Genomic DNA, 26,331 nt, shown 5'->3' with positions numbered 1-26,331 from the left:
AACATACAACTATTCTGCCTTGGCAGCTGCTGGTAACTGCCATGTTTTATTACGGAAGATGGTGGCAGCGGGTAGAGCAGGCCGAAGCAGCTGCCAAGGTTCGGCCGCTTTTCCTATCTTTGTAGCACACAGACAAGACGTAAGCTTTGGAAAATAAGAAGATCATAAAACTGTTTAAGCTGGCTGCAGAGCTGATGGAGCTGCATGATGAAAACCCTTTCAAAATCAGGTCTTACACCAACGCTGTGGGCGCGCTGGAGCTGGTGGAGGAGCCGCTGGGAGGTATGGCACAAGCCCAGCTGGAAGGCATTCAGGGTGTGGGCAAAGGCATTGCCGCCAAAATAATCGAGATAAACGAAAAAGGCTCTTTTGCCGAGCTGGACCAGATGCTGGAGGTAACGCCGCAGGGCGTGGTGGAGATGCTTCGCATAAAAGGCATCGGCCCTAAAAAAGTGCGCAACCTCTGGAAAGAATTGGGCGCCGAAACCGTGGAAGAACTGCTGGAAGCCTGCGAGCAGGATAAAGTTAGCAAGCTGAAGGGTTTCGGGGCAAAAACGCAGGAGAATATAAAGCAGGCGCTCCTTTTTACGCAGCAAAACCGTGGCAAACTACTTTACGCCGAGGCTGAAAGTATGGCCCTGGACCTGCTGCAAAGTATAAAAAATACCGCACCCGAGGCGCAAGTGGAACTGGTGGGAGAGGTGCGCCGCCGCATGGAGATCGTGCAAAGTTTGCAGTTTATAATTGCCGCAGAAAATCCGGTTAATATCCATGCTGCACTGAATAAAATGCCGGAGCTGGAGGAAGACGAGAGAAACTCAGGTCCGTTTGCCTGGCGCGGCAGCCACACGGCAAGCAAGCTGGATGTAGAAATTAAGCTGGTTGCGCCGGAGCGTTTTGCAAACGAAGTGTTACTGCACTCGGCTGCCCCAGCGCACCTGGCGCAGTTTTTTACCAGCAGCACCAACCTGCTAACCGTGGCACGCGAGCAGGCTTATGCCTCCGAAGCGGACATCTACAAATCAGCGGGGATGGCCTACATTGAGCCCGAGCTGCGCGAAGGCACCAACGAACTGGCGCTGGCACTGGAGAATAAGCTGCCTACATTATTAGAACTCGCTGACCTGAAAGGCAGTCTGCATAACCACAGCACCTACTCCGACGGGGCGCATACCCTGGAGCAAATGGCTACTTTCTTAAAGGATGAAGGCTACGAATACCTGGGCATATCAGACCACAGCAAAACCGCGTCTTATGCCGGTGGCTTGCGCGAGGGCGATGTGCTGCGACAGCAGAAAGAGATCGACGAGCTCAATAAAAAGTTAGCTCCGTTCAAAATCTTTAAGGGCATTGAGTCGGATATTCTGGGCGATGGCTCCCTGGATTATGACACGGACATCCTGAAGACCTTCGACTTCATTGTGGCCAGCATCCACAGCACCCTGAACATGGACGAGAAAAAGGCCACCACGCGCTTGATCACCGCCATTGAGAATCCTTACACCACTATACTTGGCCACCCAACTGGCAGGCTGCTGCTGCGCCGCGAAGGCTACCCGATTAACCATAAAATGGTGATTGATGCCTGCGCCGCCAACAACGTCATCATCGAGATAAACGCCAACCCATGGCGCTTGGATTTAGACTGGCGCCATGTGCAGTATGCGCTGGAAAAAGGCGTGATGTTAAGTATAAACCCGGATGCCCACCATACCAGCGGCTACGCCGACATGAAGTACGGTGTGCTGGTTGGCAGAAAAGGAGGCCTTACCAAAGAGATGACTTTCAATGCCAAGCCGTTGGAAAAAGTGGAGAAGTATTTCAGGGAGCGGAAAGAGAAAATTAAATAAAGCACATACTGTTTCAAGCTTTTAGCTTGCGAAATATCACTGATAACCATGAATCTGTAAGCTGAAAGCTTACCTCAAGTAGAGCCGCAAGCTGCAAGCTTGCGGCAGTGTTGCTTAAAGTATACCATGCCAAAAATTCTTATACTTCGTTTTTCATCCATCGGCGATATCGTGCTGACAACGCCCGTTATCCGCTGCATCAAGCAGCAGGTGGCTGGGGTGGAGGTGCATTTTTGCACCAAGAAAGCCTTCCAAAGTATACTTGCCCATAACCCTTATGTGGATAAGGTGCATGTGCTGGGCGAGAAACTGGGTGACCTGGTGCAGGAGCTGAAGGCAGAGAACTTCGATTACGTGGTGGACCTGCACAACAACCTGCGCACCCGCATCATTAAGGCTAGGCTGGGCAAGCCGAACCGCAGCTTCAACAAGCTCAACTACGAGAAGTGGCTGATGGTGAACTTTAAACGCAACCGCCTGCCCGACGTGCACATCGTGCAGCGTTACCTGGATGCTGCCGCTGCGCTTGGCGTAAAAGACGATGGAGAAGATTTAGATTACTTTATTCCGGCGCAGGACGAAGTGGATGTTCATACGTTGCCGGCTGGTTTTCAGGATGGCTATGTGGCTTTTGCCATTGGTGCGCAGCATTATACCAAGCGGCTGCCAACCCAGCGCATTATTGAGCTGTGCGAGCGCTTGCAGCAGCCTGTTATACTTTTGGGCGGAAAGGAAGACGCAGCTGCCGGTGAGGAAATTGCCGCTCACTTCTTAACCAGCAGCAACAAGCAACAAACAATTACCTACAACGCCTGCGGAAAGTATAACCTCAACGGCTCTGCCTCGTTGGTGAGGCAGGCAACCAAAGTGGTGAGCCATGATACCGGTCTGATGCATATTGCGGCCGCTTTCCGTAAAGATATTATCAGCGTGTGGGGTAACACTATTCCGGAGTTTGGCATGTACCCGTTCCGGACAAAGTATAAAGTGCTGGAAGTGCAGGGCCTCAGCTGCCGCCCTTGCTCCAAGATCGGTTATAACAAGTGCCCCAAAGGGCATTTTAAATGCATGCGCGATATTTCGTTTGATAACTTAGAAATGACCTAATGGCCAAGTATAACTTAGAATGGCAGAAGCCAGATGCACAATTACTCGAAGCTTTGCTACTAGCCACAGGCGGTGAGGGAGGTGCTCCGTTGCAGGAAATCTTGTTGATGGCCGACGCTGTGGATGGCACCGTACTAACGCATGAGGAACTGGAGCAAGGGCTCGAAAAGCTGATGTCGGTTGGCTATGTGGCGATCCAGAAAAACAAGCTGCTTTTAACGCCCGCCTTTATGCAGGATTACGATGATATTATGGGCGCAGAGGATGAAGAGCAAGCGCTGATGCAGCTACTGCAAGGGAAAACCCTGCAAGCCGAGAACATGGACGAGCCTAAAATTCTGATCAAAAAGTATAAACTCAAAAGCCAGTACGAGGCTTACCTGGAGCAGTTCGGAGGAGAATAAGTAACACGAATAAAGTATAAACAGAAGGGCCACTGAGTTATCAGCGGCCCTTCTGTTTATGAAGCTATAATCTCTCTGAACTAAGAGATCTTCTCAAAGCCTAAGTATGGGTGCAGCACCTTTGGCATGTTAATGCCATCTGGCGTCTGGTTATTCTCAAGTATAGCCGCCACAATGCGTGGCAGGGCCAGGGCACTGCCATTCAGCGTATGCAGCAGCTGTGTTTTGCCACTCTCGGTTTTGTAGCGCAGCTTCAGGCGGTTGGCCTGGTAGGTCTCAAAGTTAGAGGCGGAGCTTACTTCCAGCCAGCGGTTTTGCGCGGCAGAGAATACTTCCATGTCGTAGGTTAGGGCAGAGGTAAAGCCCATGTCGCCGCCGCAAAGGCGCAGCACGCGGTAAGGCAGTTCCAGTTTCTGCAACAGCCCCTGTATGTAGCTGCTCATATCCTCCAGCGCCTCGTAAGACTTCTCCGGAAGCGTTACCTGCACAATCTCCACCTTATCGAACTGGTGCAAACGGTTCAGGCCGCGCACATCGGCGCCCCAGGAGCCGGCCTCCCGGCGGAAGCAAGGCGTGTGGCCGGTGTTCTTGATCGGCAGTTTTTCCACCGGAACGATTTCATCGCGGTACATGTTCGTAATAGGAACCTCCGCCGTCGGGATCAGGTACAGGTTATCTGCCGTGGCATGATACATCTGTCCATCCTTATCAGGCAACTGACCGGTGCCGTACCCGGAAGCCTCGTTTACCACAATCGGTGGCTGCACCTCCATGTATCCGGCTTTCATGGCCTCGTCTAAAAAGAAGTTAATGAGCGCGCGCTGTAAACGGGCACCCTGCTTCTTGTAAAACGGAAAACCGGCACCGGATACCTTGTTGCCCAGCTCAAAATCTATGATGTCATACTTTTGGATCAGCTCCCAGTGGGGCTGCGCGCCTTCGTGCAACTGCGGAATTTCGCCGTGCTCTAGTACTACTTCGTTATCTTCAGCGCTTTTGCCAAACGGCACGCTCTCGTGCGGCAGGTTAGGCAGCTTGTAAAGGGCCTTCTGAATTTCGTCTTCTACAGAGGAGAGTTGCTCAGCTAAGGATTTGGTCTGCTGCTTTAGCTCGGAGGTTTCGGCTTTGGCGGCATCGGCCTTCTCGCGCTCTCCGTTCTTCATCAGCATGCCAATCTCTTTTGAGATAGCATTGGCGCGGCTCTGCAGCGAGTCGTGCTCGTTCTGGATTTGGCGACGCTGTTGGTCTAGTTCCAGAAGAGCGGCAACTTCCACGGCCGCGTTTTTGTAGTTTTTCTTGTTCAGGCCTGCAATTACCTGCTCGGTCTGCTCTCTTAAAACTGTTAGCTGTAGCATAGTTAAGTATAATGTATAATCACAAAAATAGAGCTTTTTAACTATTTAGCGGCTTTTACAAAATCTTTTAGACATTTTTTGAAACTTTTTACCTAAAACCACCGCTAATATTTGTTAATTAAAAGGCATTGCAATAACATTGCGGTACAATTGAAGAAGGCCCATTTTCCCGTGCCTATCTGACTCTTTCGCAACCTATTCTATTTTCCTGATTTAAAAGAAATCTCTCGCTTTGTTCGCTCACCGCGAAACCTGGCAAGTTAAGTTAACTACCATACCATTATTTATGTACAAAATTGAAGAATTGAAAGATAGGCTTCTTTCAGAACTCAAAGAAATTGCTGAGCAACTGGGTGTAAAAAACTTTAAGAAGCTTAGCAAACAAGACCTCATCTATAAGATCCTGGATCAACAAGCCGTAACCCCTCCTGAAAAAATCTCCAAAGAATACAATCGTGTGGCTCAAAACGAATCGTCTGGTAGTGTTGAAACAGCTGAAAGTGCAGTTGCCGTAGAAGAAGAGAAAGCGCCACAACCGCCAGTTAAAGAAAAGCGCCAGCGCACGGCGGCCGCTGCCCGAACCGACGAAAGAGCACAAACTGCAGTAGCAACTGAAGCTCCGGTAAAGGACCATGGCACACAGAACAACCGTGAGCGCGTTCGCCGCGACAGCAGAGATGAAAACCGCAGCGATGCACGCGAAAATCGTAACGACGCACGTGAGAACCGCAGCGAAGCCCGCGAAAGCCGCAGCGATAACAGAGGAGATAGAGAGAGCCGCAACGACAACCGCGGAAACGATAACCGCGGAAACGAAAACCGCAGCGACAACCGCGAAAGCCGCGATAACCGCAACGATAACCGTGGCAACGACAGCAGAGAGAGCCGCAGCAGCGACCGTGGTGATAACACGCGCCGTAGCAGCCAGCAGAATGCTGCCACTACAAATAACTTTAAAGAGTTTGACGGTATTATCCTGAATGAGGGAGTACTGGAGCTGATGCAGGATGGCTATGGCTTCCTTCGCTCTACACATTACAACTACCTGGCCTCTCCGGATGATATTTATGTGTCTCCTTCGCAGATTAAGCTTTTTGGCCTTAAAACAGGAGATACCGTAAAAGGGCAGATCCGCCCGCCAAAAGAAGGCGAAAAGTATTTTGCCCTGTTAAAAGTGGAGACAGTAAACGGCCGTACTACAGAAGAAATCCGTGATCGTATTCCGTTCCAGCACCTTACACCGCTTTTCCCGGAAGAGCGTTTAAAACTAACAACCCGCCCAAGCCAGCTTTCTACCCGTATTTTAGACCTCTTTGCACCTATTGGTAAAGGCCAGCGTGGTATGATTGTGGCACAGCCTAAAACTGGTAAAACAGTGTTGCTGAAGGAGATAGCAAACGCCATCACAGAGAATCATCCGGAAGTATACTTGATGATCTTGCTGATTGACGAGCGCCCTGAGGAAGTAACGGACATGGCCCGCAGCGTAAACGCGGAGGTAATTGCCTCTACATTCGATGAAACCGCTGACCGCCACGTAAAAGTATCCAGCATTGTATTGGATAAAGCTAAGCGCATGGTAGAGTGTGGCCACGATGTGGTTATTCTGCTAGACTCTATCACTCGACTGGCCCGTGCTTATAATACTGTAGTGCCTTCGTCTGGTAAAATTCTGTCGGGTGGTGTGGATGCTAACGCGCTACACAAGCCGAAGCGCTTCTTCGGTGCTGCCCGTAACGTAGAAAACGGCGGCTCCCTAACTATCATCGCCACTGCCCTGATAGACACAGGTTCTAAAATGGATGAGGTGATTTTTGAAGAATTCAAAGGTACCGGTAACATGGAACTGCAGCTGGATCGTAAACTGGCCAACCGCAGAGTTTACCCGGCTATCGACGTGCCAGCCTCTGGTACACGCCGCGAAGACTTGCTGATGGACAGAGACGAACTAAACCGCATCTGGATCCTGCGCAAGTTTATGTCAGATATGAATTCAATCGAAGCTATGGAGTTCCTGAAAGAGAGAATGAAAGGCACCAAGAGCAACGAAGAATTCCTGATCTCGATGAACGGATAAGGTTAGTAGTTAACTTAACTTATACTTGCAGCCTGCCAGACTTCGCGTTTGGCAGGCTGTTTTGCTTTATACTTTTGTCCTTTTGAATTCTGCAGTTTGGATGAGACTATACTCGATAGCTGTTGCTTTTTATAGCTTGTCCCTTTGTTCCCCGCTGGCGCGAGTTTTTAACTCGTGTCTTAATATGAAGTTGAGTTTGCAACTCAACTGGCTTGAAAAGCCATACTTTGTGCTTTGGCTATAATTTATACTTGGCGATTCATACTTGGATAGCCGAAGCTTCTTGTAACTGGAGAAAAGCTATACTTGCTAGCTGCTGCTCATCCTCTGCTTTACCAGCTGCTTGTTTCATTTCTGGCTTTGGCTTCCTCGAGGCGGGGGTAGGGGCCCTCGATAAGGGCATCGCGCTGAGACCTTTTCTTTGCTCGCTGTCGCTTTGCAATCCCTGCGGGACCGAAAAACTCCAAAGGCGCTCAACCCAAAGGCTGGGATCTGTTTTCGATAGCCACTGCTGACGGAGCTTAAATAAAACTCCCTCTCCTGTTTTGAGGATAGAAGCCCTCGATAAAAGGAGAGGGCTGGGGCGGGGTAAAATTCCCCTCCTTTGACAAGGAGGGGCAGGAGTGGTTAGACCCGGTGATGCAGAATTCCCTTCTCACCACCAAAAACTATACGCTGGCTTTAGCAGCAGGTAGAAAGTATACGTCATGATAAAGCCGTATATAATATGTGCGAAAATAAGAGTGGTAAGGTATGATTTGAGAGTGATAAGCGGGGGGCGGGGGTGCAGCATGAAAAAGAAGTACCAGATAACCATCGCCACCAGCCCGTGCGCCAGGCCAAATAGCAGCCCCCAGGAGGCAGTGGGTGCGCCAACTCCTGAACTCCAGAGCGCCAGATAAATAACGGCAAAGAAAATTCCGACGGCATAATGTGCTATAGTACCGGCTACTTTAGTGCCTGTTAACTCTGAGAGGCTGCCATCAGGGTGCGTGCGGTTCAGCAGCATAGTGCCCAGAATCCTGATTACCTTCATCACGCGGTGCGTAGCATATGAAAGCAGGTAGAGAAATGCAGTCATGGCGGCAGTGCCAGCTATTCCAGCCACTACAGCATCAAGAAGTTTCATAGGCATTGCGTTTTTTTGCTACACCATATTACGAAATCAAGTATAAGTTGGCTACATCCTTACTGCCATCATCAATATAAAAGCCGTGCTGATGCATAATGACGACAGCTTGTTCATGCGCATGGTGTTGTCATAGTTAACTTCCGCTGCGTTACGTTGCGAACGCAAAACCCAGCCGGTAAAGAAGTATAAAACAGGCGCCGTGCAGAGCAGGAAGATTAAAATATTGTATACTTGGCCGGTGCTAAAGTATAGCCATAGCAGCAATGCCGCGCCCACCATCAGGCTGACGGCTGCGAAAAAGTACGTTCCTTTTACACCGAGCAGCAGACTAAGCGTGCGGTCGCCGCGGCGGCTGTCTTCCTCGTGCTGGTATATTTGCGTAAGAGGGTAGGAGCCGCATAAAAATAAGGTGCTTACCAGCGCAAACCAGATGTTAGGCTGCTGCAGCACCTGTGCTAAAGCTATTCCTACGCCCACCTGCACCATCACGTAAGTAAAAGCGCCCTGAAAAAACGTAACGACAAACGTACTCAGGATCGGGTATTTCTTTAGGCGTATACCTTCGTAACTATAAGCCTTGGAGATGAAAAGGTACAGCGCCACAAGGCTGGCAAAAAGAGGCGAAAGCAGAAGCGACAGTAACACAGCCAGCACATCGAACAGCAGCACCAGGTGCATAAGCTGGCGGTTAGGTTTTGGAGGATGCTTAAGCCCGCCAATACTGCCTTCGTCGCGGTCGTAGTAGGAGTTGTAGCCGTTGCTGGCAGGGTAAACCAGCACATGCAATACCAGAAACACGATAACCGCCCGCAAAAAGTCTACCTGAGGCTGCGTGCTGAGGGCAAACCAGAAAACAGGCATCAGGTACACCGAAAACGGTATGCGCATTAGTATAAGTGCGTTGCTATACTTTTGTGCTAGCTTCAAGAGAGGAGTTGCTAAGTTGTTGAAAAGCTTTACGTAATTTGAAATTTGATACTCTTAGTCAGTATGAAATGTTTATGCCTGATCCGGGTACCCGATTAAGTAGATAACATACTTGCCGGGGGCATTGCCTTCGCGGCCTGAGCGCCAGGTGTAGTTAGGCGCTTTTATTTCCGATGCCATACGTTGCAGCTGTGCCGGCGTATAAATGCGCAGCAACGATACAGTGCCATCCCAGATAATACCCAAAGGTATGAGCGGAATAAGATATGTAAAAAACAGTCTGCTGAACTTAAACGGTCGGATAAATGGTGTTACCAGCAGTATAAGAGGCGGAAACATCAGCCACAGGAGCAGCATTTCGCCCCAGCTTTTTTTAGCTCCTTCAAAAATACCAATGGCAGCGCCCTTGTCAGCGGCATCCTGAAGTATAGCTTTGGCTGCAGGTGGCGGAAAATGATGAAAAGAAGAGAAAATAGTGCGGACACCTTTCACATGGTCAGGTACGGCGGTGGCATCTACGGGAGAAGGTATAAAATCAATGGTGCTGGAAGAGGTGCTGCTGAGGTACTGATAGGCATCAATATTTGGGTAGAGGTCTGAGAGCGTAACATGCACGGATACGCCCATATGGCTGCTGAGTTGCTGCCTTAAAGCAGCTATGCCGCCCCCGGCCCCTGAGCAAAGGTCTGTGATCTGCTTTTGGTCAGTGCGCTCCAGTAGCTCCCGCAGCAGTGGTAGTATAGCTTCGTACGCGCTCAGGTTTGTGATCATGAAGCGCAGAAAATCCATCATGCCCTGGCGGATGACGTGCGGAAACCAGCGCTGGTCCTCAAATTCGAAAAGTTGGATGCGGATATTCAAACAGTTTTTTTTATTGAAGTACCGCTCACAAGCGCTAAAAGTTACTAATGCAGCATATAAGCTTGTGCACGTGCAGCTGCGGCAGGGCTGTAGAAGATAAGCCGCAGCTGCACGCGGAGTAACGCATCGCCTAAATCAGGCCGTTTTTGCCGGCACCCACTCGTAGGTTGTCGCCTGTGTTGCTAAAGAGCTGCCAAAACTCATCGGAAGCTGCTGTCGGGTCGGGCATGATGGAGAGCGTGCTGCCATCGCTAAAGTATAGCATCAGGCCCAAATTGTCCTGCTCTTCGGCACGCTCTACAATCAGGTTAGGGTTATCGTTTATCAGTTCCATCAGGCGCTGGTCCAGCATGCTGGAGCCAGGTTTTTTCCAGTCCCAGACAGGTGTTGGCAAGCCGCTTTCACGCTTTCGGATGTATACATCGCTATGTTTTATTTTTCCACTATCCGGCATCTGCAGCTCCCAGGGGCAGTTTACGGCCAGCGTCATCTCGCCTACATCCAACACAAGGCCTTGCGGTGTTGTATAGTGGGTATGGCCGAAATGGAAATACTGCACAGTTTCGGTGCGGGTGGTATTGTTGAGCGGAAGCCCGATGATCCTGTTAAAAGCCTGTTGTAGAATGTTCTGCATGTTAGTAGAGACGTATAAAGTGCATCTTCTGTAACAAATATAGCCATCGGCTGCCAAAGAATAGCTGTTTTAACAGTATTTACGAAGTAATGCAGGCTAACTCCTTGGAAGTTGTGTACAAAAAGTATCTTTGTAGTCGTTTTGTTTGCAGTGCGAAAATGAATTTAACAAGAACAGCTTCTGTTTGCTAAAGATGCCGAAAGAGCAAGAGAAAGTACAAGAGCCCAAGACATTATCTGTGTGGAGGAAGGTGATTAGTTTTACCTGGAAGGCCTTTTTTTTAGGCCTTGCCGTAGTAGTGGTGTACCTGCTCAGTGTGGAGCATAATATCCTGTACCTGTTTGGGGCCTCACCAAGCCTCGACAGACTGGAGAACCCACGCTCTGATCAAGCCTCAGAGCTTTATACTTCAGACGGTAAACTGATTGGCAAGTATTTTCGGGAGAACCGCAGCCCGGTGAACTATAAAGAGCTGTCGCCGCGGCTGGTGCAGGCGCTCGTTGCCACAGAGGATATACGTTTTTACGAACACGCCGGCATAGACCCGCAGGCAATCCTGTCGGCAGTATACGGTAGCTTTCAGGGAGAGGCGCGTGGCGCAAGTACCATTACGCAGCAGCTGGCCAAAAACCTGTACAAAACCCGCACCGACGACTCCAAAGGTGTGCTGGGCCACATTCCGGGCCTCAATATTGTTATCTCTAAAACCAAAGAGTGGCTAACGGCCATTAAGCTGGAGCAGCGATACACCAAAGAGGAAATCCTGACGATGTACCTGAACACCGTGGATTTTGGATCAAACTCGTTTGGTATAAAAGTAGCCTCCAAAACATTTTTCAATACTTCCCCGGATAGCCTGAAGGTAGAGCAGGCAGCTGTGCTGGTGGGCCTGCTGAAAGCACCTACTTATTACAGCCCCCGCTTTAACCCCGAAAACGCCACACGCCGCCGCAATACTGTGCTGGGGCAAATGGTAAAGTATAACTACCTCAAAAAAGCAGAAGCAGACTCGCTGAGCCAGTTGCCGCTGGTGTTGGATTACAGTGTGGAGAACCATTACGACGGCCCTGCTACTTATTTTAGGGGCGCAGTGGCCGATTACCTGCAGGAGTGGTGTAAAGAGAATGGCTACGACCTGTACCGCGACGGCCTACGGGTATATACCACTATTGACTCTAGGATGCAGGCGCACGCCGAGGCCTCCATGGAGGAGCAAATGCGCAAACTTCAGCGCCGCTTCGATAACCATTGGGAGGGCAAAAACCCCTGGGTGGATGAGAATAACCGGGAGATACCCAACTTTATTGAGGAAACAATCAAACGCACAGCTTATTACCGTAGGCTCAAAAAGAAGTATGGCGATGACACGGCAGCCATAAACAAAGAGCTGAACCGTCCGCGTGAGATGAAAGTATTTACCTGGGAGAACGACTCACTGGAGAAAACCGTGACAATTAGCCCCCTGGACTCACTGGCTTACTACAAGCACTTCTTGCATGGCGGCATGATGACCATGGATCCTTTTACAGGACACATCAAAGCGTGGGTAGGCGGCATCAACTTTAAATACTTTAAGTATGACCACGTAAAGCAAGCGCGACGCCAACCGGGTTCTACCTTCAAGCCATTTGTATATGTAGCCGCCATTGACAACGGCTACTCGCCCTGCGATAAAATTGTGGACAAGCGCATCACCATAAACTATGTGGAGAAGGGGGAGAAGAAAAGCTGGTCGCCTACCAACGCGGATTGGGAATATACAGGTGCCCCCATGACACTCCGGCGGGCTATGGGTAAATCAGTAAACTCTGTTACGGCACAGCTTACAGAGCGCATCGGCTGGGAAACTGTAGTGAAGTATGCGCATATGCTCGGCATTAATAGTCCTCTTCAGGAGGTGCCGTCTATCGGATTAGGGCCAAGCGATGTGTCTGTTTTTGAGATGGTGGGAGCTTACAGCACCTTCCCGAACCAGGGATTTCATACGGAGCCGATGTTCATTACCCGCATAGAAGACCAGAACGGCAACTTGCTGCACCAGTTTACGCCAAAGCAGAAAAAGGTGCTGAGCGAGGAAACGGCTTTCCTGATGATGCACATGCTAAAAGGGGGGATGGAGGAGCCGGGAGGCACGTCGCAGGCGCTTTGGGAGTATGACCTTTGGAAAGGAAACGAGATAGGCGGCAAAACAGGCACTACCTCTAACCACTCCGATGGTTGGTTTATGGGCGTAACCAAAGACCTGGTGACAGGGGTGTGGGTAGGTGGCGAAGACCGCAGCATCCACTTCCGCACCTCACAGCTTGGCGAAGGATCCAAAACAGCCCTTCCGGTTTACGGTTTATACATGGAGCGCCTCTACCAGGATAAAGAGTTGGATTATACTATGGGGCGCTTTCCGCAGCCAACCGTAAAAATCTCTAAGAAGTATAACTGCACCACCGTGCTGCCAAGGCAAACCATGCCAGACTCTACCCAGATGGATTCTATTCTGGATCTGCTGAATATGGGAGATATACTGTAGTGGTAAACAAGAAGGGCCAGCTATACTTAGCTGGCCCTGCCCTTCTTGTTTATAGTTGAGATTATTAATCCTTTTCTTCTTCGTAAAAAGACTCTAGCGCATCTTCCAGATAGTTATACTCAAACGTAAAGCCGGTGTGCAGTACCTTATTAGAGCTAACACGTTGGCTGGCAAGTATAACCTCACTCATTTCGCCCATCATCAGGTTAATGGCAAAGGCAGGTACTTTAGGTAGTACCAAGGGTTTTTTCATCGCCTCAGCCAACTCTTTGGTAAATTCCTTATTGGTAACTGGGTGAGGAGCTACGGCATTGTAAACACCTTCAAACTGAGTATCCTCAATAGCCCGGATAAACAGGCGGCAGGCATCATCTATATGCACCCAAGACATGTACTGCTTTCCGCTGCCTAACGGAGCGCCTGCCATCATTTTTACTGGTTTAGCCATTTGAGGCAGCGCACCGCCCTTCACACTCAGCACAATGCCAAGTCTAAAAATAACCGTGCGCAGGTTCAGGTCGCGCATTTGCCAAGCGGCGGCTTCCCACTGCTGGCATACTTCAGCCAGAAAATCATCGGCGTAAGTGCTTTCCTCCGACATCAGCTGGTCGCCGGAATCGCCGTAAATGCCTATGGCAGAAGACGAAATAAAGCCTTTTACGTGGTGTTCGGATTTGCTCAGGCACTTGTGGAGCAGGAGTATACTATCCACACGGCTGTTCAGAAGTTCCTTTTTACGGTCCTCAGTCCATTTTTCGGAGGCTACGCTGGCACCGGCCAGATTAATGATGTAATCGGCGTAGGTGATGGCGTTCTCGTCAATATATCCTGCCTTGATGTCCCATTTAAAGGTTTTGTAGGTAGACACCTTGTCCGGGTTGCGGCTAAGGTGGGCTACTTCATAGCCTTGGTCTATCAGCATTTCCGATAGTCGCATTCCTACTAAACCGGAACCTCCTGTAATGAGTATTTTTCCTGGCATAAGCTTTTATGTGTTTGCGCAGTAAGTTCACCTATACGCAACTTAGGTATATTTAAGTTTTCTTATATTACTTATGAATGTAAGAAGTGAAGCTTACTGAGAATACAGTTGGTTAGCGCTTGGTGCGGATATGGCCTAAAAACTCGGCGCGATAGTGCTCCTGCTCAAACAATCCGGAATACTCAGCAGTGATGGTACTGCTGCTCACATCGTTTACACCGCGGCTCATTACGCACAGGTGATCCGCCTCAATCAGCACAGCTACATCCTCTGTCTGCAGCGCTTTTTTCAGCTCATCGGCAATCTGCATGGTCATACGCTCCTGCACCTGAGGGCGGCGGGCATAATACTGCACAATGCGGTTCAGCTTAGAAAGGCCAATTACATGCCCATTCGGGATGTACGCCACATGCGCCTTGCCTATAATCGGCACAAAATGATGCTCGCAGGAAGAGTACACGGTGATATCGCGCTCCACCAGCATTTTGTTATACTTATACTTGTTCTCGAAGCGGCGCGCCTGTGGCTTGTTATTTGGGTGCAATCCGCTGAAAATCTCTTTCACATACATCTTGGCCACGCGATGCGGCGTACCTTTCAGGCTGTCGTCTTTCAGGTCCAGGCCCAGTGTGTGCATGATCTCTCGGAAATGTCCCTCAATAATCTTAATCTTCTCGTCATCCGATAGGTCAAATGCATCAGCGCGCAACGGGGTCTCCAGAGAGCTCATTACGTGGTCATCCATCGCCTCTTCGTTCTCTAGGTCGTGGTTATCCATTATATTCCACAAAGTTTCTTTCTGTTTCATACAGTGTTACAGCTAAATCGTAGTCAGGGCTAATCTTATCGCGAAGTTTGTTCCAGATAACCACCGCAATGTTTTCGGCGGTGGGGTTCAGGGTCTTAAACTCCTCGGTGTCCAGGTTCAGGTTCCGGTGGTCAAACTTCTCCACCACCTCATTTTTCACCAGGTCGCTCAGCTTTTTCATGTCATACACGTAGCCGGTGTCCGGGTCTACAGTGCCTGTCAGCTTCACGATCAGCTCATAATTATGCCCATGGTAGTTAGGATTGTTGCACAGACCAAAAACCTCAGAATTCTGCTCATCAGACCAGGCGAGGTTATGTAATCTGTGCGCGGCATTAAAGTGCTCCTTGCGGCAAACGGTTACTTTCATAGTGCTTTTAACAGCTGTTGGTCGGTAAAGTTTGGCTCTGTACCCGATCACCTCTGACTGCGAGTGCCATAAGTTTGCAAAGTTAGTGCAGCTAGCCCTAATCCCAAACCAAAAAGGGCTTAAATTAATTCGTTTTGCCTTCGCTCTTTCTGCCGCCTATTCTTTAACTTCGTGTATCAGACTAACCTATTAGAGTACAAAAACAAGAGCCGTATGAGAGGAGTTATACTTGCCGTTATATTATTGATGGCTGGCATCTGCCAGGCGCAGTCGGTGCAGGTAAAAGAGGTAGAGCAGGAGGTACTTGGCGTTATAAGACGCGGACAGCAGCTAACCGTACAGCTAGACCCTAAAACCGTGGAGCGCTCCTGGAAGGATTACCTGGGGCAGCAGGCAGGCCGTGTGAAGGTTAGCAAAGGTGTAATAACCGTAGAAGCTGCTAAATTGGATACAATTTCTGCGGTACCTATGCGCCTGCTATCCGTTGTTAACAGCGACGCCACTGGTAGCAATGTATGGTGGACGCTGGATTTGGGCACAGATTACCTGAACAGGGCTGCTACGCCAAAAGAGTATGCCGCCGCAGAGAATTTTATGCGTGGTTTTGCCCGTAAATTGTACCGAGACGATGTTTTTCGGCAGATAAACGCTGCTGAGCAAGTGCTGCAGGCTACTAAAACTGAGCAAGACCGCGTGGTAAAGGAGGCAAACAGCATCCAACTTAGCATTGAGCGCAACAAGCAGCGCCGCCAAGAGCTGGAGGCCGAACTGGTACGCAACGCAGAAGAACTGAAGCAACTGGAGCAGGAGGTGCAGCTAAACCTGCAGAAGCAGGAGCTGAGCAGGCAGCGGGTGCAGGAAATGAAGCAGGCCGTGGATGTGGTGAGAAATAAGCTGCTGCAGGTAAAGTAAAAGCTATAGCAAAAAAGGGAGCCGCAGCAGCGGCTCCCTTTCTTATGAGAAATTAATCTTCCCCTATCTGATTTACTGTAGCCACATTGCTGTTCCCGAGTTGTGTAATGGTGCTGATTTGGTCAGCGCCAAGCTGAAAAGTAGTAGCAGTGTTGTAGTTTCCGGTCTGTATGCTGCTGCTCTGGTTATTACCTTCCATAAAAAAGGTGTATCCGCTTTGGTCTGATGTGGCGTAGTTGTTGTCGCCGGTTTGGATAAGCTCAGCATTGTTGCGCAAGCTGCCCTGGTACTGATAGCCGTAGTTGCCGTTGCCCACTACTGTGGCTGATGCAGCATTTAGGTTGCCTCGGCCATCCTGTATCTGTTTGTGTTCGTTTCCGTCCCCTTCCTGATAAATGATGGCTTCATTAGAGGATACGTATTGCGTTTGCAGAGCAGAATTATTGTTTCCGTTCTGTATAACTTCTGCATAGTTCGTAAACCCGTTTTGTTGCTGCACGGCACTGTTCATTGAGCCATACTGCTCTGTTAAAGCTGTGTTGCCGCTGCCTCCTCCCTGGCTTTGGGTAGCCATGTTACCATTACCTGATTGGTAGATATAAGCCGTGTTATCTGACAACATAACCAAACTCATCATAGATTCTTGTGATGCGGAGTTGCCACTGCCATACTGTTCAATTTCAGCGCTTTGATTCGGGGAATATGTGTAAACCTGCGTCGCCACGTTGGCATCGCCATCCTGGGTTATACTTACAGTACTATTCACGGTCCCGAAATTCTGTACTTGGCTGGCAGTATTGCTGGTACCTGTTTGAGTGATAGCCGCTTTGTTATCTTCCGTTAATCTGTCAAAGCCTCCAGTCTGCTGAATTGTAGCGCTGTTGTTAGCGCCGTTTTGCTGTATGGTTGCTTCGTTGTTCGTACCATCCTGCAGAATGTCTGAATAATTACCCTGAGCTGCTGCAGCACCACCAGCAAGCAAAGTTAATGCGGTTGTTACTAATACATTTGTTTTCATAAGTTTATATGGTATAGTTAAATAGAATTGCTCTAGCTAAGTATACAGCTTAACATTTTGTTTGTTGTAACTTTCTATTGTTGTGTATAAATATATTTACAGGATTGGTTTGTGCTTTTTTGTATAAAAATCATACTTGGGGAAATTTCGATTACGTGCCTATAGCCTCATCCAGCGTTGTACCTCTTTCTCAGCGAATTTTTCGTCGCGCCAACCAACAAATTTTGTGTTAGCTGACTTATTATAGTTAGAGAACCAGATTTGAAGTATGGCCTTGGCACCTGGGTAGTTTTTGCTGAAGCTTTCATAGTTGATAGCATCGATCCTGCGCTCGCTGGGCCGCGACGGTACAGCAACTACAATATGCCGCAATTCTCCGTTATTCTCCAGTTGCATCAGGCCTACCGGAATTACCTCCATCTCTGTGCCGGGCTCCCGCCGCTCCGCCAGCACCAACACTTCCAAGCCTTTGCCGTTTTTGTCAATTTCTGTGGAGGGGATAAAGCCTAAGTTGCCAGGATAAGGCAGAAACCCTACTTCTCGCTCAAGTCCCGCATTCAGATCCGGCACAAAGTCCTGGCTTTCTTTATTATACACTAGTCGGCGTGTGTTGCCGGCCGGAGTCTCTATTACTGCCTGCAGTTGCTTGTTTGGGGAGTAGGTGGGCAAACTAGTATAGTCCGTTTTGCAGGAGGCGAGGGTGAGCAGCAGTAAGAAGTATAAAGTAGGACGGATCATGTTGCGGAGGCTTTGGTTTATACTTGCAAATATAAGCAGTGGCAGATGCATGTAAAGTATATGTAAGAGGCAATTACAAAAGTATAAACACAAAAAAGGAGCCGAGGGTATCGGCTCCTTTTTCACTAAAACTATGGAAAACTTATGAAAACAGGTATTCTTATCTTCTTTCCTTGATACGAGCAGCCTTGCCCTGAAGTCCTCTCAGGTAGTACAGTCTTGCTCTTCTTACTCTACCTCTTCTTACCAGCTCAATTTTCTCGATAGATGGAGAAAGAAGTGGGAAGATACGCTCTAAGCCAATCTGGTTAGATACTTTTCTTACTGTGAACGTTTCACCGTTTGTGTTCACGTTCTTACGCTGAATCACAACACCTTGGAATTGCTGAACACGCTCTTTGTTACCCTCACGGATTTTAACGTGTACGTTTACAGTATCACCCGCCTGAAAAACTGGGAATGAGGCGCGCTTGTCAGTATATTCCTGCTCTATGAATTTAATTAGTTCGCTCATGATGGCTATGTTCTCTTAAAGTATCTTCTTCAAAATTCGGACTGCAAAGATATGTAAATATTTATTACATAAGAACATTTGCAGAAAAAAAATCTAAATCTCGTGGGCCATTCAGCTAATTATTGCTTATGGCATTTTATTATTGTTTAGCGACCTGTCCTGAGGAGTTACTCTTCGTTCAGGAGATCCGGGCGGCGCTGTTTTGTGCGCTCCACGGCTTGCTCAAAGCGCCACTGCTCAATCTTCGGTGTATCGCCAGACATCAGGATGTCCGGTACCTTCATGCCTTTGTACTCGGCAGGTCGGGTAAATACGGGCGGAGCCAGCAAACCGTCCTGAAAGGAATCTGTCAGCGCTGAGGTCTCATCGTTCAGTACTCCCGGAATAATGCGGATAATCGCGTCTGCCAAAACGGCTGCGCCAAGTTCTCCGCCCGAAAGCACATAATCCCCGATGCTGATCTCGTGCGTTACGTAATGCTGCCGCACCCGCTCATCCACGCCTTTGTAGTGGCCGCAAAGTATAATCACGTTCTCCATCAGCGAGAACTGATTTACAGTGCCCTGGTTCAGCGTCTGTCCGTCCGGTGTCATATAGATGATGGCATCATACTTCCGCGCGGCCTGCAGCTCCGAAATACACTTATCAATCGGCTCGATCATCATCACCATGCCGGCACCGCCTCCAAAAGCGTAGTCGTCAATCTGACCGTGCTTATTTACAGCATATTGGCGCAGGTCGTGGATGTGAATCTCTACCAGGCCTTTTTGCTGTGCCCGTTTCAAAATAGAGTGGCTGAAGGGGCTATCCAGCAGGTCCGGCTGACAGGTGATAATGTCAAAACGCATTATTTTTCCTCCTCTTCGGTGTCTTCGTCAATATCGTCGGCTTCGTCGGGGCCAGATGGCTGCGTGTACACTTCCAGCAGGCCTTCCGGCAGGCTCAGGTGCAGTTGCTTGGCCTCATGGTCGGCACGCAGGAAGATCTCGTCCATTACCGGCACCAGCATTTCCTGGTCCAGGTAGTCCATTACCATAAGCTGCTGCTGCGGCAGGTCGTAAAATTCTTTTACGGTACCCAGCGCTCCATGCTGCTCATCTACCACCTGGTAGCCGATTACGTCATGGAAGTAGAACTGGCCTTCTTCCAACTCCGGCAGCTCGTCCAGGGGTAAGTAAATGGATGTGTTGCGCAGCGCTTCGGCCTGTTCTATGGTATTGATGTCTTCGAACTTGATAATAAAGCGGCCTTTCTGCACAGGCTCCATGGTCGTTATAAAAAAAGGAATCAGTCTTCCTTTTTGCTCAAGGAAAACTGATTCCAGATCTTCATAATCTTCAGGGAAGTCTACGTCAAAAAACGCGACTACTTGCCCCTTCGTGCCATGGGTTTTGACGATATAGCCTAATAGAAAGCATTCATCAACATGCATGGCACACCGAATTATGCTTGCTCTTCAGTAGACTCTTCGCCACCTTCAGCAGGGGCTTCAGTAGCCTCTTCAGCAGGAGCGTTAGCAGCAGCTTTCTCAGCGTCACGCTGACGGATAGCCTCTGCACGAGCCTCTTTAACTTTACGCTCAGCCTCAAGAGCAGTCGCACGCTTGGCTTCTTTCTCAGAGCCCAGTTTCTGACGTTTCTCTTCGATCTTCGCCTCTTTAGCTTCTTTCCACTCGTTAAAACGAGCATCAGCAGTCTCCTGAGTGATAGCACCTTTCGCTACACCTACCTGCAGGTGCTTCTTGAAAAGGATGCCTCTGTAAGAAAGCATTGCTTTTACGGTGTCAGTTGGCTGCGCACCGTTCATAACCCACTGGAATGCCTTATCTTCGTTGAAGTCGATAAAGGCTGGGTTAGAGTTTGGGTTGTAAGTACCCAGTTTCTCGATAAACTTACCATCACGTGGTGAACGAGCGTCTGCTACTACGATATCGTAGATAGCGGCTTTCTTGCGGCCTCTGCGGGCCAGTCTGATTTTTACTGCCATTTTATAATGTGTTTTTTCAGTCGGCGGAACCCGTCCGCCTGTTTAGAACCGCAAAATTAGGTAAATAATTTCTGATTATCTACAGCCCTTTGTTATTTATTAATTCTCTGAGGTTTAGGAGGAAGTATGAAGCAAGAAAAAAGCCCTCCGTTTGGGAGGGCTTTCTCTGTCTTTCGTGCCACGGAAGAACTTAGTTAATACTCTTCCAGCACAATGTGGTGCAGGTATATATCATGTTCATCAATAACATCGGTTTTAAACTGCAGCTTTTGGCCGTTTTGAAAAAGCCGTCTTTGAGCGAATACCTGAATGTATAGGTTTTATCATTGATAGAAATCACCCGCTCCTTTTCCAGGTTGCCTTGCCAAGATTCGAACAATAAGAAGTCATTGTTTAGCATAGCAGAAACGGTCTCCTGATACTCAGGTGCAGTTGACCTAATTACCTCCGGAGCAATAGTTTCACTCTTGTATGCCATTATTTCGTCCCATGTCGAGATGATGTCACCTGATTCGTAGTAAAAGTTAGCTGTATTGATTTTGCCGCTCTCGAACAGGTTCTGTCCGGACGCATCTACGAAATTGATGAAGTGGTTTTGAAAAAGGGGCTCCCCAATAGGCTCTTTCTTACAAGCCAGGCACAGTGGGAGCAGAAGCAGGATGTATAGTATGTTTTTCATAGTAAAATAGTTAAAGTATAATATTGCTTAAATATAAAAAAAACTATACTTCGTGCAATTGATTCTTTTGCAAATAAAAAAAGCCCTCCGTTTCGGGAGGGCTTTTTTTATACTTGTAGATGCTTAAGCAGCTACTTTAGCTCTTTTCTCAGCTTTCACCTTCACGGGCTTCAGCTTGATGATGCTCAGCTTGTCCAGCGTCCATATCACCGGCCAGGTTGGGTCAAACTCCCACCACTTCACACCGAAGTTCACGCGGTTAGGCAGTTTGTGGTGGTTGTTCTGGAACAGCTCACCGCCCGTCAGGAAGTCGAAGAAAAGCGAATTTCTGGACTTATCGTTGTTATCGAAGTTCTGGTAGCCATACTTGTGGCCGCTCCAGTTTACGATGGCCCCGTGTATTGGGCCCATCAGGAAGTGAAGCGGCAGCAGCAGGAACATCCACCACTGCGTGGCAAAAGCGATGTAGAACAACACATAGGCTACGCCCCAGCCAACACGGGAAACCTTCGAATCCCCAATCTTCTCGAGAACCGGCCATACCGGGTAGTCACCATCAAAGCGGCGCTCCGGCTCCACACGATGGTTAAGCACGTTATTGTAGATCTCTTTCGTCTTCCACATCATCGTGAAGGCATTGTTAGAGAAGTGCGGCGAGTGCGGGTCGCGCTCCGTGTCGGAGAACGCGTGGTGCATGCGGTGCAGAATTGCATAGGCGCGCGGCGACAGGAACGAAGAGCCCTGCGCGATATAGGTGAGCAGGTAAAATGCTTTCTCCCAGAATGGGTTCATGGTAAACATTTTGTGTGCTGCGTAGCGGTGCAGGAAAAAGGTCTGTACGAACAGAGACAGGTACCAGTGCACCACGAAAAAGATGAGTATTGCCATTAATGTATCTGGTAAATAAGGTGTTAATATACTTATGCGATAGGTGGCACGCGATAACCTTGCCACTTATAGTGCAAAGCTACAACACGAATTTATAGTAAAATAGATATGCCTAATGAAAAGTTCAGAAAAATGACGAAAATCATTCGTTGTAGCTGACCGGAAATTCTACCGGAACGGTGTCCAAACATCTGTAGGTGGGAGAGGGGCGCTTACAATCACCGGAGTTTTCAGGGTAGGGTGGTCGAATTGTAGCTGCCGCGCATGCAAGGCTATACTTTTATCGGGCAAAGGCTGAGCTGCGCCATACTTTAAATCACCTAAAATGGGGCAGCGCATCGAGGATAGCTGCACTCTTATCTGGTGCGGCCTGCCGGTTATGGGGTTTACCTCCAGCAGGCATTTGCCCTGCTTATTGCTTAGCAGTTTGTAGTTAAGTTCGGACCGGGCACCGGCAGCATTCTCTTTAGCAAAAGCCTTTGTTATGTTGCGCGAGCTGTCTTTTACCAGCCAGTGCACCAAGTTGCCCTGTTCCTGCTTTGGCCGGTTCTGCACCACGGCCCAGTAGGTTTTGGTAGTCTTTTTGCTCCGGAAAAGCTCATTGAGGCGTGTAAGTGCTTTGGAAGTTTTAGCCAAAAGTACCACTCCGCTCACTGGCCTATCGAGGCGGTGCACCACACCGATAAATACATTGCCGGGCTTGTTATACTTCTCTCTAATATATTCCTTCGCCAGGTCAGCCAGTGTTGCATCTCCGGTCTCATCGCCATGCACCAGCAAGCCTGCAGGCTTGTTCACCACCAGCACATGGTTATCCTCAAAAAGAACATCTAAAAGCATAAGTATAATTCGGGGCGGAAAAAGGATAAAGTATAGCTGAGGATAAGGAGATCATAGTACAGAGTTAAAAAGCTATACTTCAAAAGGTGTCAATATATAACCTTTTAACTCCTAAACTTTTTAACTCATAAGCTTTAGTACGCTTCTTTCTCGCTTGGGAAATCTTTGCTCTTCACATCCTTCACGTAATTCTGAACGGCATCCGTCATAATAGCGTGCAGGTCAGCATAACGGCGCAGGAAACGGGGTTTAAACTCTTTATTAATGCCCAGCATATCGTGCACTACCAGCACCTGTCCGTCTACGTGCGGACCAGCGCCTATACCAATTATCGGTATCTGCAGCGTTTCTGCTACACGCTTGGCAAGTTCAGAAGGTATTTTCTCCAATACAATAGCAAAGCAACCCAACTCCTGCAGCAGCAGCGCATCGTCTATCAGCTTCTGTGCTTCAGCCTCCTCTTTCGCGCGAACCGTGTATGTGCCGAATTTATAAATGGATTGCGGCGTTAGACCTAGGTGCCCCATCACCGGAACGCCTGCGCTAAGTATACGCGTGATAGATTCTTTGATTTCGGCACCACCCTCTAGCTTGACGCCGTGCGCGCCAGACTCCTTCATAATACGGATAGTAGAGCGCAGTGCTTCTGAGGAGTTGCCCTGATACGAACCAAACGGCAGGTCTACTACCACGAAGGCCCTTTGAACACCTCTAATAACAGAAGAGGCATGGTAGATCATGTGGTCCAGCGTAATGGGCAGCGTTGTTTCGTGGCCGGCCATTACATTAGACGCCGAGTCGCCTACCAGCAGTACGTCTACTCCAGCAGCATCCAGAATGGTGGCCATAGAGTAATCGTAAGCAGTAAGCATAGAGATTTTCTCGCCACGCTCCTTCATGTTCTGCAACTGGTGCGTAGTTACTTTCTTTATATCGTTTTTATGGACTGACATAGCTTGCTGTGGTTTTAGATGTAAAGCTATAAAATCTAGAAACAAAAACAGCCACATTTTGGTGTGGCTGTTTTTGTTTAGTATGAGTATCCGGTATTGCTGCGTTTGGTCAGTTTCAGGTCCTGCAGCAGCGAAGAACGTGCGTTTATGGTCAGGTTGTAGCCGCGTAACAGGCCAAACGGTACCCAACCGATGCTCATGTCCCAGCAGTGCAGGTCGCGGTAAATCTGAACGTTGGCGTAGGAGATGTTCTGGTTCGATATATCGTAAGTAGCATTGTAAGTTACTTTCCACTTGTCAGTCACATTCAGAGATCCATCTATGCCTACTGTTTGCGTCAGGTTGGTGTTGCCTGTCAGGCCGAAGGTTCTGCTGTAGTTCAGCGTGTAGTTCAGGTTCAGCGTCCACGGAATCTTAAAGTCCACGTACTGCGGCAGCAACGGGTCAAACGGCTCCCGGTCCAGAGAAGGAAGGTTATTAGGTGTTGCCTCTGCTGACCTGAATGCTTCCGGGTTCAGGCTTGCCGTTAAGTTCAGGCCCGCGTTCGTTATCCTGCCAAGCCTACCTTTTGGTAAGTCAAAATAATATCTGTCTATGGTCTGGCCGGTGCTGTCATTTACTGCGTAAGGGTCTAAGGTTGAGTTGAAGTTCATGTTAATGAACTTGAAGAGCTTAGTGTTTAATGAGATTCTGATTGCGGATAACTTCAGGGAGTCACGGGCAAAATCGTAGCCGGAGCTTACACGCAGGTTGTCAATTATACTTACCTTCTCGGATTTTACCTCCGCCGTGTCGCTCTTTGCCTTCACCTTCATCTCCACACTGTTATCAATGCTGAAACTAAGCGCAGAGCTGAGGCCTGTAGCCGGAAGCCCTGATCTGAAGCGCCCTAAATCCTGATAAACAGCCTGGTTGGTGGCTGTGTTGGTGCCCACTAAGGTGCGCTGGTAGAAGCCAAAGCGCTCATCCCCAAAATCAGGGCGGTAACTGTAGCTGATGCTCGGCCTAACCAGATGCCGGATAGCTTCTACTTTACCGCCCGGTTTAAAGTTTACAGTGCCGTAAATGGTTGTACTTAGGTTGGCGCCGGCGCTGTATTGGTACACCCGCCCGAAATTAGTCGTATCTATGTCAACACGCTGCGAGTCCGGGTTAAAGGAGAAGGAGTACTTTTCATCCAGCCAGGTTTCGCTATAATTTACGCTAGGGCTAAAGTTAAAGAAGCGGAATACCTTGTAATTACCTAAACCGATGCCGAAAGCGTGTACTGCCTCTTTCTGCCCGCTTTCCCACAGGCGCTGCAGGTTATCAAAATTCACGTCAATGGTATCTCCGTCAGAAGCTTCCAGCAGCGGAAAGTCTGAGCGTCTGCGGGCAGGTTGCACGTTAGAGATGGTATTAGAAGCTCTGACATTATAGGAAAGCGTGAATTTCTCATACCACTTATTAGTGCCCTGCACATCCGAGAACAGATCATACAGCGACACCTGCGACATGCTAAAGCTAAGGTCTGGCAATACGAAGTTCATCGTTCCAGACTGCGTGCTCTGTCCTTGGCTCGCCTTTATAGTATAGCTAAAGGGTGAGTTTGGAACAGTTTTCTGATATGAAACATTCGAGTTGAAGGTAGGTGAAAGGTACTGAGTGGAGTTGTTATAGTTTATACGCTGATGCAGCGCACTACCGGCATTTACGCTGGCGCTAAAAGAGCCGCGGCCCGGTTTGGTAACAGGGCTATGGCTCCAGTTTATCCAAAACGTCTGCCTAGAAGATGGCAGTTGGCTCAGCGGATTATCTGTTGTCTTAGAGCTTTCAACATCGGCCTCATCGTTTTTGAAATTATCAAAGGTGAAGCGGAAGTTGCCACGGTAGGCGTAGCGTTTAATATAATCGGTGCTTGCCTCTGCATTCCAGCCGCCCAGCGAGTAGATATCACCGGTTAGCCTGGTGCCCATATAATCGTTCCAGGCAAAGTAGTAGCCACCGTTATTGAGGAAAAAGCCTCTGGTGTTCTCTCCGTAGCTCGGCACAATCACCCCTGAAGACCTATTGCTTTTAGGGGTAGGGAAGAGGCCAAACAAAAAGCCGAGGGGTGTAGGTATATCACCAATTACAAGGTTGAACGGCCCTGCCATTACCTTATCGTTCGGGATGGCTTTTATCTTGCCAGCGTTGATGTAAAAATGGGGGTGCTCCAGGTTGCAGGTGGTGTACTTGTTGTGTAATCCAAAAAACTCGTTGTTCTCGTTCCGTTTTACTACCTCTGAGTGTATGTATCCCTCTCCTTGCTGCGTTACAACTTCAGAAATGCGGCCTTTCCGGGTTTTATAGTTATAGGCAATTCGCTTAGCGGCATAAGTTTCGGCGCCCTGTGTAAAAACAGGGGTTCCGGCTTCCTTTCCTGTGGAGTCTGGGAGCGTGGTGGCGGTAAGCGTATTTGTTTCGTAATTGATCTGGATATAGGCAGCCTCCAGGTTCATATCTCCGTAGTTGATCTTGGCGTCGCCGTAGAGATGCACTACTTTACGGTTTACCTCAAACTGCATGGAGTCTCTGGCAGAATATTTGATAGTAGTCGCGATATCGCCTTGCGGAGCGGCCAGGTTCAGAGAATCCTGCCCGGCAACCAGGGCGGTGTCTTGCGAGGCTACCGTGGGGGTGTCCTGCGGTGCTACAGCGGGGGTAGGCACTCGCTGAGCATTAGCCAGCGGGGAGAAAAGTACAGCGAACTGCAGTAGCAGCAAAAAAATGAAAATGTAGTGGCGCAACTTC

Annotated in this window: 25 protein-coding genes; 6 read left to right on the top strand and 19 right to left on the bottom strand. The window is 48.9% G+C overall.

The features are described from left to right. Positions 1 to 146: 146 nt before the first annotated feature. The 3 genes from polX (at position 147) to Q1B04_RS02555 (ending at position 3,361) form a co-directional block, all read left to right on the top strand. Positions 147 to 1,850, top strand: coding sequence for a DNA polymerase/3'-5' exonuclease PolX (polX, locus tag Q1B04_RS02565; RefSeq protein WP_299755177.1), 1,704 nt, complete (start codon positions 147 to 149; stop codon positions 1,848 to 1,850). Between the two features lie 126 nt (positions 1,851 to 1,976). Beyond that, positions 1,977 to 2,957 carry a glycosyltransferase family 9 protein gene (locus tag Q1B04_RS02560; RefSeq protein ID WP_299755175.1) on the top strand — a complete coding sequence of 327 codons (981 nt, stop codon included), beginning with the start codon at positions 1,977 to 1,979 and terminating at the stop codon, positions 2,955 to 2,957. Continuing rightward, positions 2,957 to 3,361, top strand: coding sequence for a hypothetical protein (locus Q1B04_RS02555; protein WP_299755173.1), 405 nt, complete (start codon positions 2,957 to 2,959; stop codon positions 3,359 to 3,361). Before Q1B04_RS02560 ends, Q1B04_RS02555 begins: the two co-directional genes overlap by 1 nt. Before the next feature lie 80 nt (positions 3,362 to 3,441). On the opposite strand, the gene serS is transcribed toward Q1B04_RS02555, so the two are convergent. After that, positions 3,442 to 4,716, bottom strand: a complete 1,275-nt coding sequence (gene serS / locus Q1B04_RS02550) for a serine--tRNA ligase (RefSeq protein ID WP_299755171.1) — start codon at positions 4,714 to 4,716, stop codon at positions 3,442 to 3,444. Positions 4,717 to 5,002: 286 nt separating this feature from the next. Between serS and rho the strand changes: the two genes are divergently transcribed. Continuing rightward, complete coding sequence (gene rho / locus Q1B04_RS02545; RefSeq protein WP_299755168.1) at positions 5,003 to 6,793, top strand: transcription termination factor Rho; 1,791 nt, start codon at positions 5,003 to 5,005, stop codon at positions 6,791 to 6,793. A gap of 655 nt (positions 6,794 to 7,448) precedes the next feature. On the opposite strand, the gene Q1B04_RS02540 is transcribed toward rho, so the two are convergent. From Q1B04_RS02540 to Q1B04_RS02525, 4 genes are all read right to left on the bottom strand, one after another. Then, entirely contained in the window at positions 7,449 to 7,922 is a 474-nt protein-coding gene (locus Q1B04_RS02540) for a DUF6789 family protein (protein ID WP_299755165.1), read from the bottom strand. A gap of 51 nt (positions 7,923 to 7,973) precedes the next feature. Further along, positions 7,974 to 8,852, bottom strand: a complete 879-nt coding sequence (locus Q1B04_RS02535; RefSeq protein WP_299755163.1) for a UbiA family prenyltransferase — start codon at positions 8,850 to 8,852, stop codon at positions 7,974 to 7,976. 72 nt (positions 8,853 to 8,924) lie between these two features. After that, positions 8,925 to 9,713 (bottom strand): class I SAM-dependent methyltransferase, encoded by a 789-nt coding sequence (locus tag Q1B04_RS02530; RefSeq protein ID WP_299755161.1) that lies wholly within the window; start codon positions 9,711 to 9,713, stop codon positions 8,925 to 8,927. Between the two features lie 130 nt (positions 9,714 to 9,843). Then, complete coding sequence (locus Q1B04_RS02525; protein ID WP_299755158.1) at positions 9,844 to 10,347, bottom strand: hypothetical protein; 504 nt, start codon at positions 10,345 to 10,347, stop codon at positions 9,844 to 9,846. Positions 10,348 to 10,540: 193 nt separating this feature from the next. Between Q1B04_RS02525 and Q1B04_RS02520 the strand changes: the two genes are divergently transcribed. Next, on the top strand, positions 10,541 to 12,871 hold the full coding sequence (locus Q1B04_RS02520; RefSeq protein ID WP_299755156.1) for a transglycosylase domain-containing protein: 2,331 nt from the start codon (positions 10,541 to 10,543) through the stop codon (positions 12,869 to 12,871). Between the two features lie 64 nt (positions 12,872 to 12,935). Here the strand turns inward: Q1B04_RS02520 and Q1B04_RS02515 are convergent, their stop codons facing one another. The 3 genes from Q1B04_RS02515 to Q1B04_RS02505 form a co-directional block, all read right to left on the bottom strand. Continuing rightward, positions 12,936 to 13,853, bottom strand: coding sequence for a TIGR01777 family oxidoreductase (locus Q1B04_RS02515; protein WP_299755154.1), 918 nt, complete (start codon positions 13,851 to 13,853; stop codon positions 12,936 to 12,938). Between the two features lie 112 nt (positions 13,854 to 13,965). Next, positions 13,966 to 14,661: a GTP cyclohydrolase I FolE gene (folE, locus tag Q1B04_RS02510; RefSeq protein WP_299755152.1), complete on the bottom strand. Its 696-nt coding sequence runs from the start codon at positions 14,659 to 14,661 to the stop codon at positions 13,966 to 13,968. Further along, positions 14,624 to 15,031 carry a 6-carboxytetrahydropterin synthase gene (locus tag Q1B04_RS02505; protein ID WP_299755150.1) on the bottom strand — a complete coding sequence of 136 codons (408 nt, stop codon included), beginning with the start codon at positions 15,029 to 15,031 and terminating at the stop codon, positions 14,624 to 14,626. The genes folE and Q1B04_RS02505 overlap by 38 nt, the downstream gene beginning before the upstream one ends. A 171-nt stretch (positions 15,032 to 15,202) precedes the next feature. Between Q1B04_RS02505 and Q1B04_RS02500 the strand changes: the two genes are divergently transcribed. Further along, positions 15,203 to 15,943: a DNA repair ATPase gene (locus tag Q1B04_RS02500; RefSeq protein WP_299755147.1), complete on the top strand. Its 741-nt coding sequence runs from the start codon at positions 15,203 to 15,205 to the stop codon at positions 15,941 to 15,943. Between the two features lie 52 nt (positions 15,944 to 15,995). Here Q1B04_RS02500 and Q1B04_RS02495 read toward each other — a convergent pair whose 3' ends face one another. The 11 genes from Q1B04_RS02495 to Q1B04_RS02445 form a co-directional block, all read right to left on the bottom strand. Continuing rightward, positions 15,996 to 16,961 (bottom strand): hypothetical protein, encoded by a 966-nt coding sequence (locus Q1B04_RS02495; protein WP_299755144.1) that lies wholly within the window; start codon positions 16,959 to 16,961, stop codon positions 15,996 to 15,998. Positions 16,962 to 17,120: 159 nt separating this feature from the next. After that, positions 17,121 to 17,750: an inorganic diphosphatase gene (locus Q1B04_RS02490; RefSeq protein WP_299755141.1), complete on the bottom strand. Its 630-nt coding sequence runs from the start codon at positions 17,748 to 17,750 to the stop codon at positions 17,121 to 17,123. A gap of 109 nt (positions 17,751 to 17,859) precedes the next feature. After that, positions 17,860 to 18,213, bottom strand: a complete 354-nt coding sequence (gene rplS, locus Q1B04_RS02485) for a 50S ribosomal protein L19 (protein ID WP_299755139.1) — start codon at positions 18,211 to 18,213, stop codon at positions 17,860 to 17,862. Positions 18,214 to 18,380: 167 nt separating this feature from the next. Continuing rightward, complete coding sequence (gene trmD, locus Q1B04_RS02480; protein ID WP_299755136.1) at positions 18,381 to 19,061, bottom strand: tRNA (guanosine(37)-N1)-methyltransferase TrmD; 681 nt, start codon at positions 19,059 to 19,061, stop codon at positions 18,381 to 18,383. After that, entirely contained in the window at positions 19,061 to 19,645 is a 585-nt protein-coding gene (gene rimM, locus Q1B04_RS02475) for a ribosome maturation factor RimM (protein ID WP_299755134.1), read from the bottom strand. Before rimM ends, trmD begins: the two co-directional genes overlap by 1 nt. A gap of 11 nt (positions 19,646 to 19,656) precedes the next feature. Next, positions 19,657 to 20,199 carry a 30S ribosomal protein S16 gene (locus Q1B04_RS02470; RefSeq protein WP_299755131.1) on the bottom strand — a complete coding sequence of 181 codons (543 nt, stop codon included), beginning with the start codon at positions 20,197 to 20,199 and terminating at the stop codon, positions 19,657 to 19,659. A gap of 190 nt (positions 20,200 to 20,389) precedes the next feature. Next, entirely contained in the window at positions 20,390 to 20,878 is a 489-nt protein-coding gene (locus Q1B04_RS02465) for a hypothetical protein (protein ID WP_299755129.1), read from the bottom strand. A gap of 123 nt (positions 20,879 to 21,001) precedes the next feature. Then, complete coding sequence (locus Q1B04_RS02460) at positions 21,002 to 21,766, bottom strand: acyl-CoA desaturase (RefSeq protein WP_299755127.1); 765 nt, start codon at positions 21,764 to 21,766, stop codon at positions 21,002 to 21,004. Positions 21,767 to 21,934: 168 nt separating this feature from the next. Next, positions 21,935 to 22,606: an RluA family pseudouridine synthase gene (locus Q1B04_RS02455; RefSeq protein WP_299755125.1), complete on the bottom strand. Its 672-nt coding sequence runs from the start codon at positions 22,604 to 22,606 to the stop codon at positions 21,935 to 21,937. 134 nt (positions 22,607 to 22,740) lie between these two features. Beyond that, positions 22,741 to 23,559 (bottom strand): 3-methyl-2-oxobutanoate hydroxymethyltransferase, encoded by an 819-nt coding sequence (gene panB / locus Q1B04_RS02450; protein ID WP_299755123.1) that lies wholly within the window; start codon positions 23,557 to 23,559, stop codon positions 22,741 to 22,743. Between the two features lie 77 nt (positions 23,560 to 23,636). Beyond that, positions 23,637 to 26,327: a putative LPS assembly protein LptD gene (locus tag Q1B04_RS02445; protein ID WP_299755120.1), complete on the bottom strand. Its 2,691-nt coding sequence runs from the start codon at positions 26,325 to 26,327 to the stop codon at positions 23,637 to 23,639. Positions 26,328 to 26,331 lie beyond the last annotated feature (4 nt).

Origin of the sequence: uncultured Pontibacter sp. (genome assembly GCF_947495565.1) — a bacterium.
Classification (GTDB): domain Bacteria; phylum Bacteroidota; class Bacteroidia; order Cytophagales; family Hymenobacteraceae; genus Pontibacter.
This window is presented reverse-complemented; position numbering and strand designations above follow the sequence as displayed.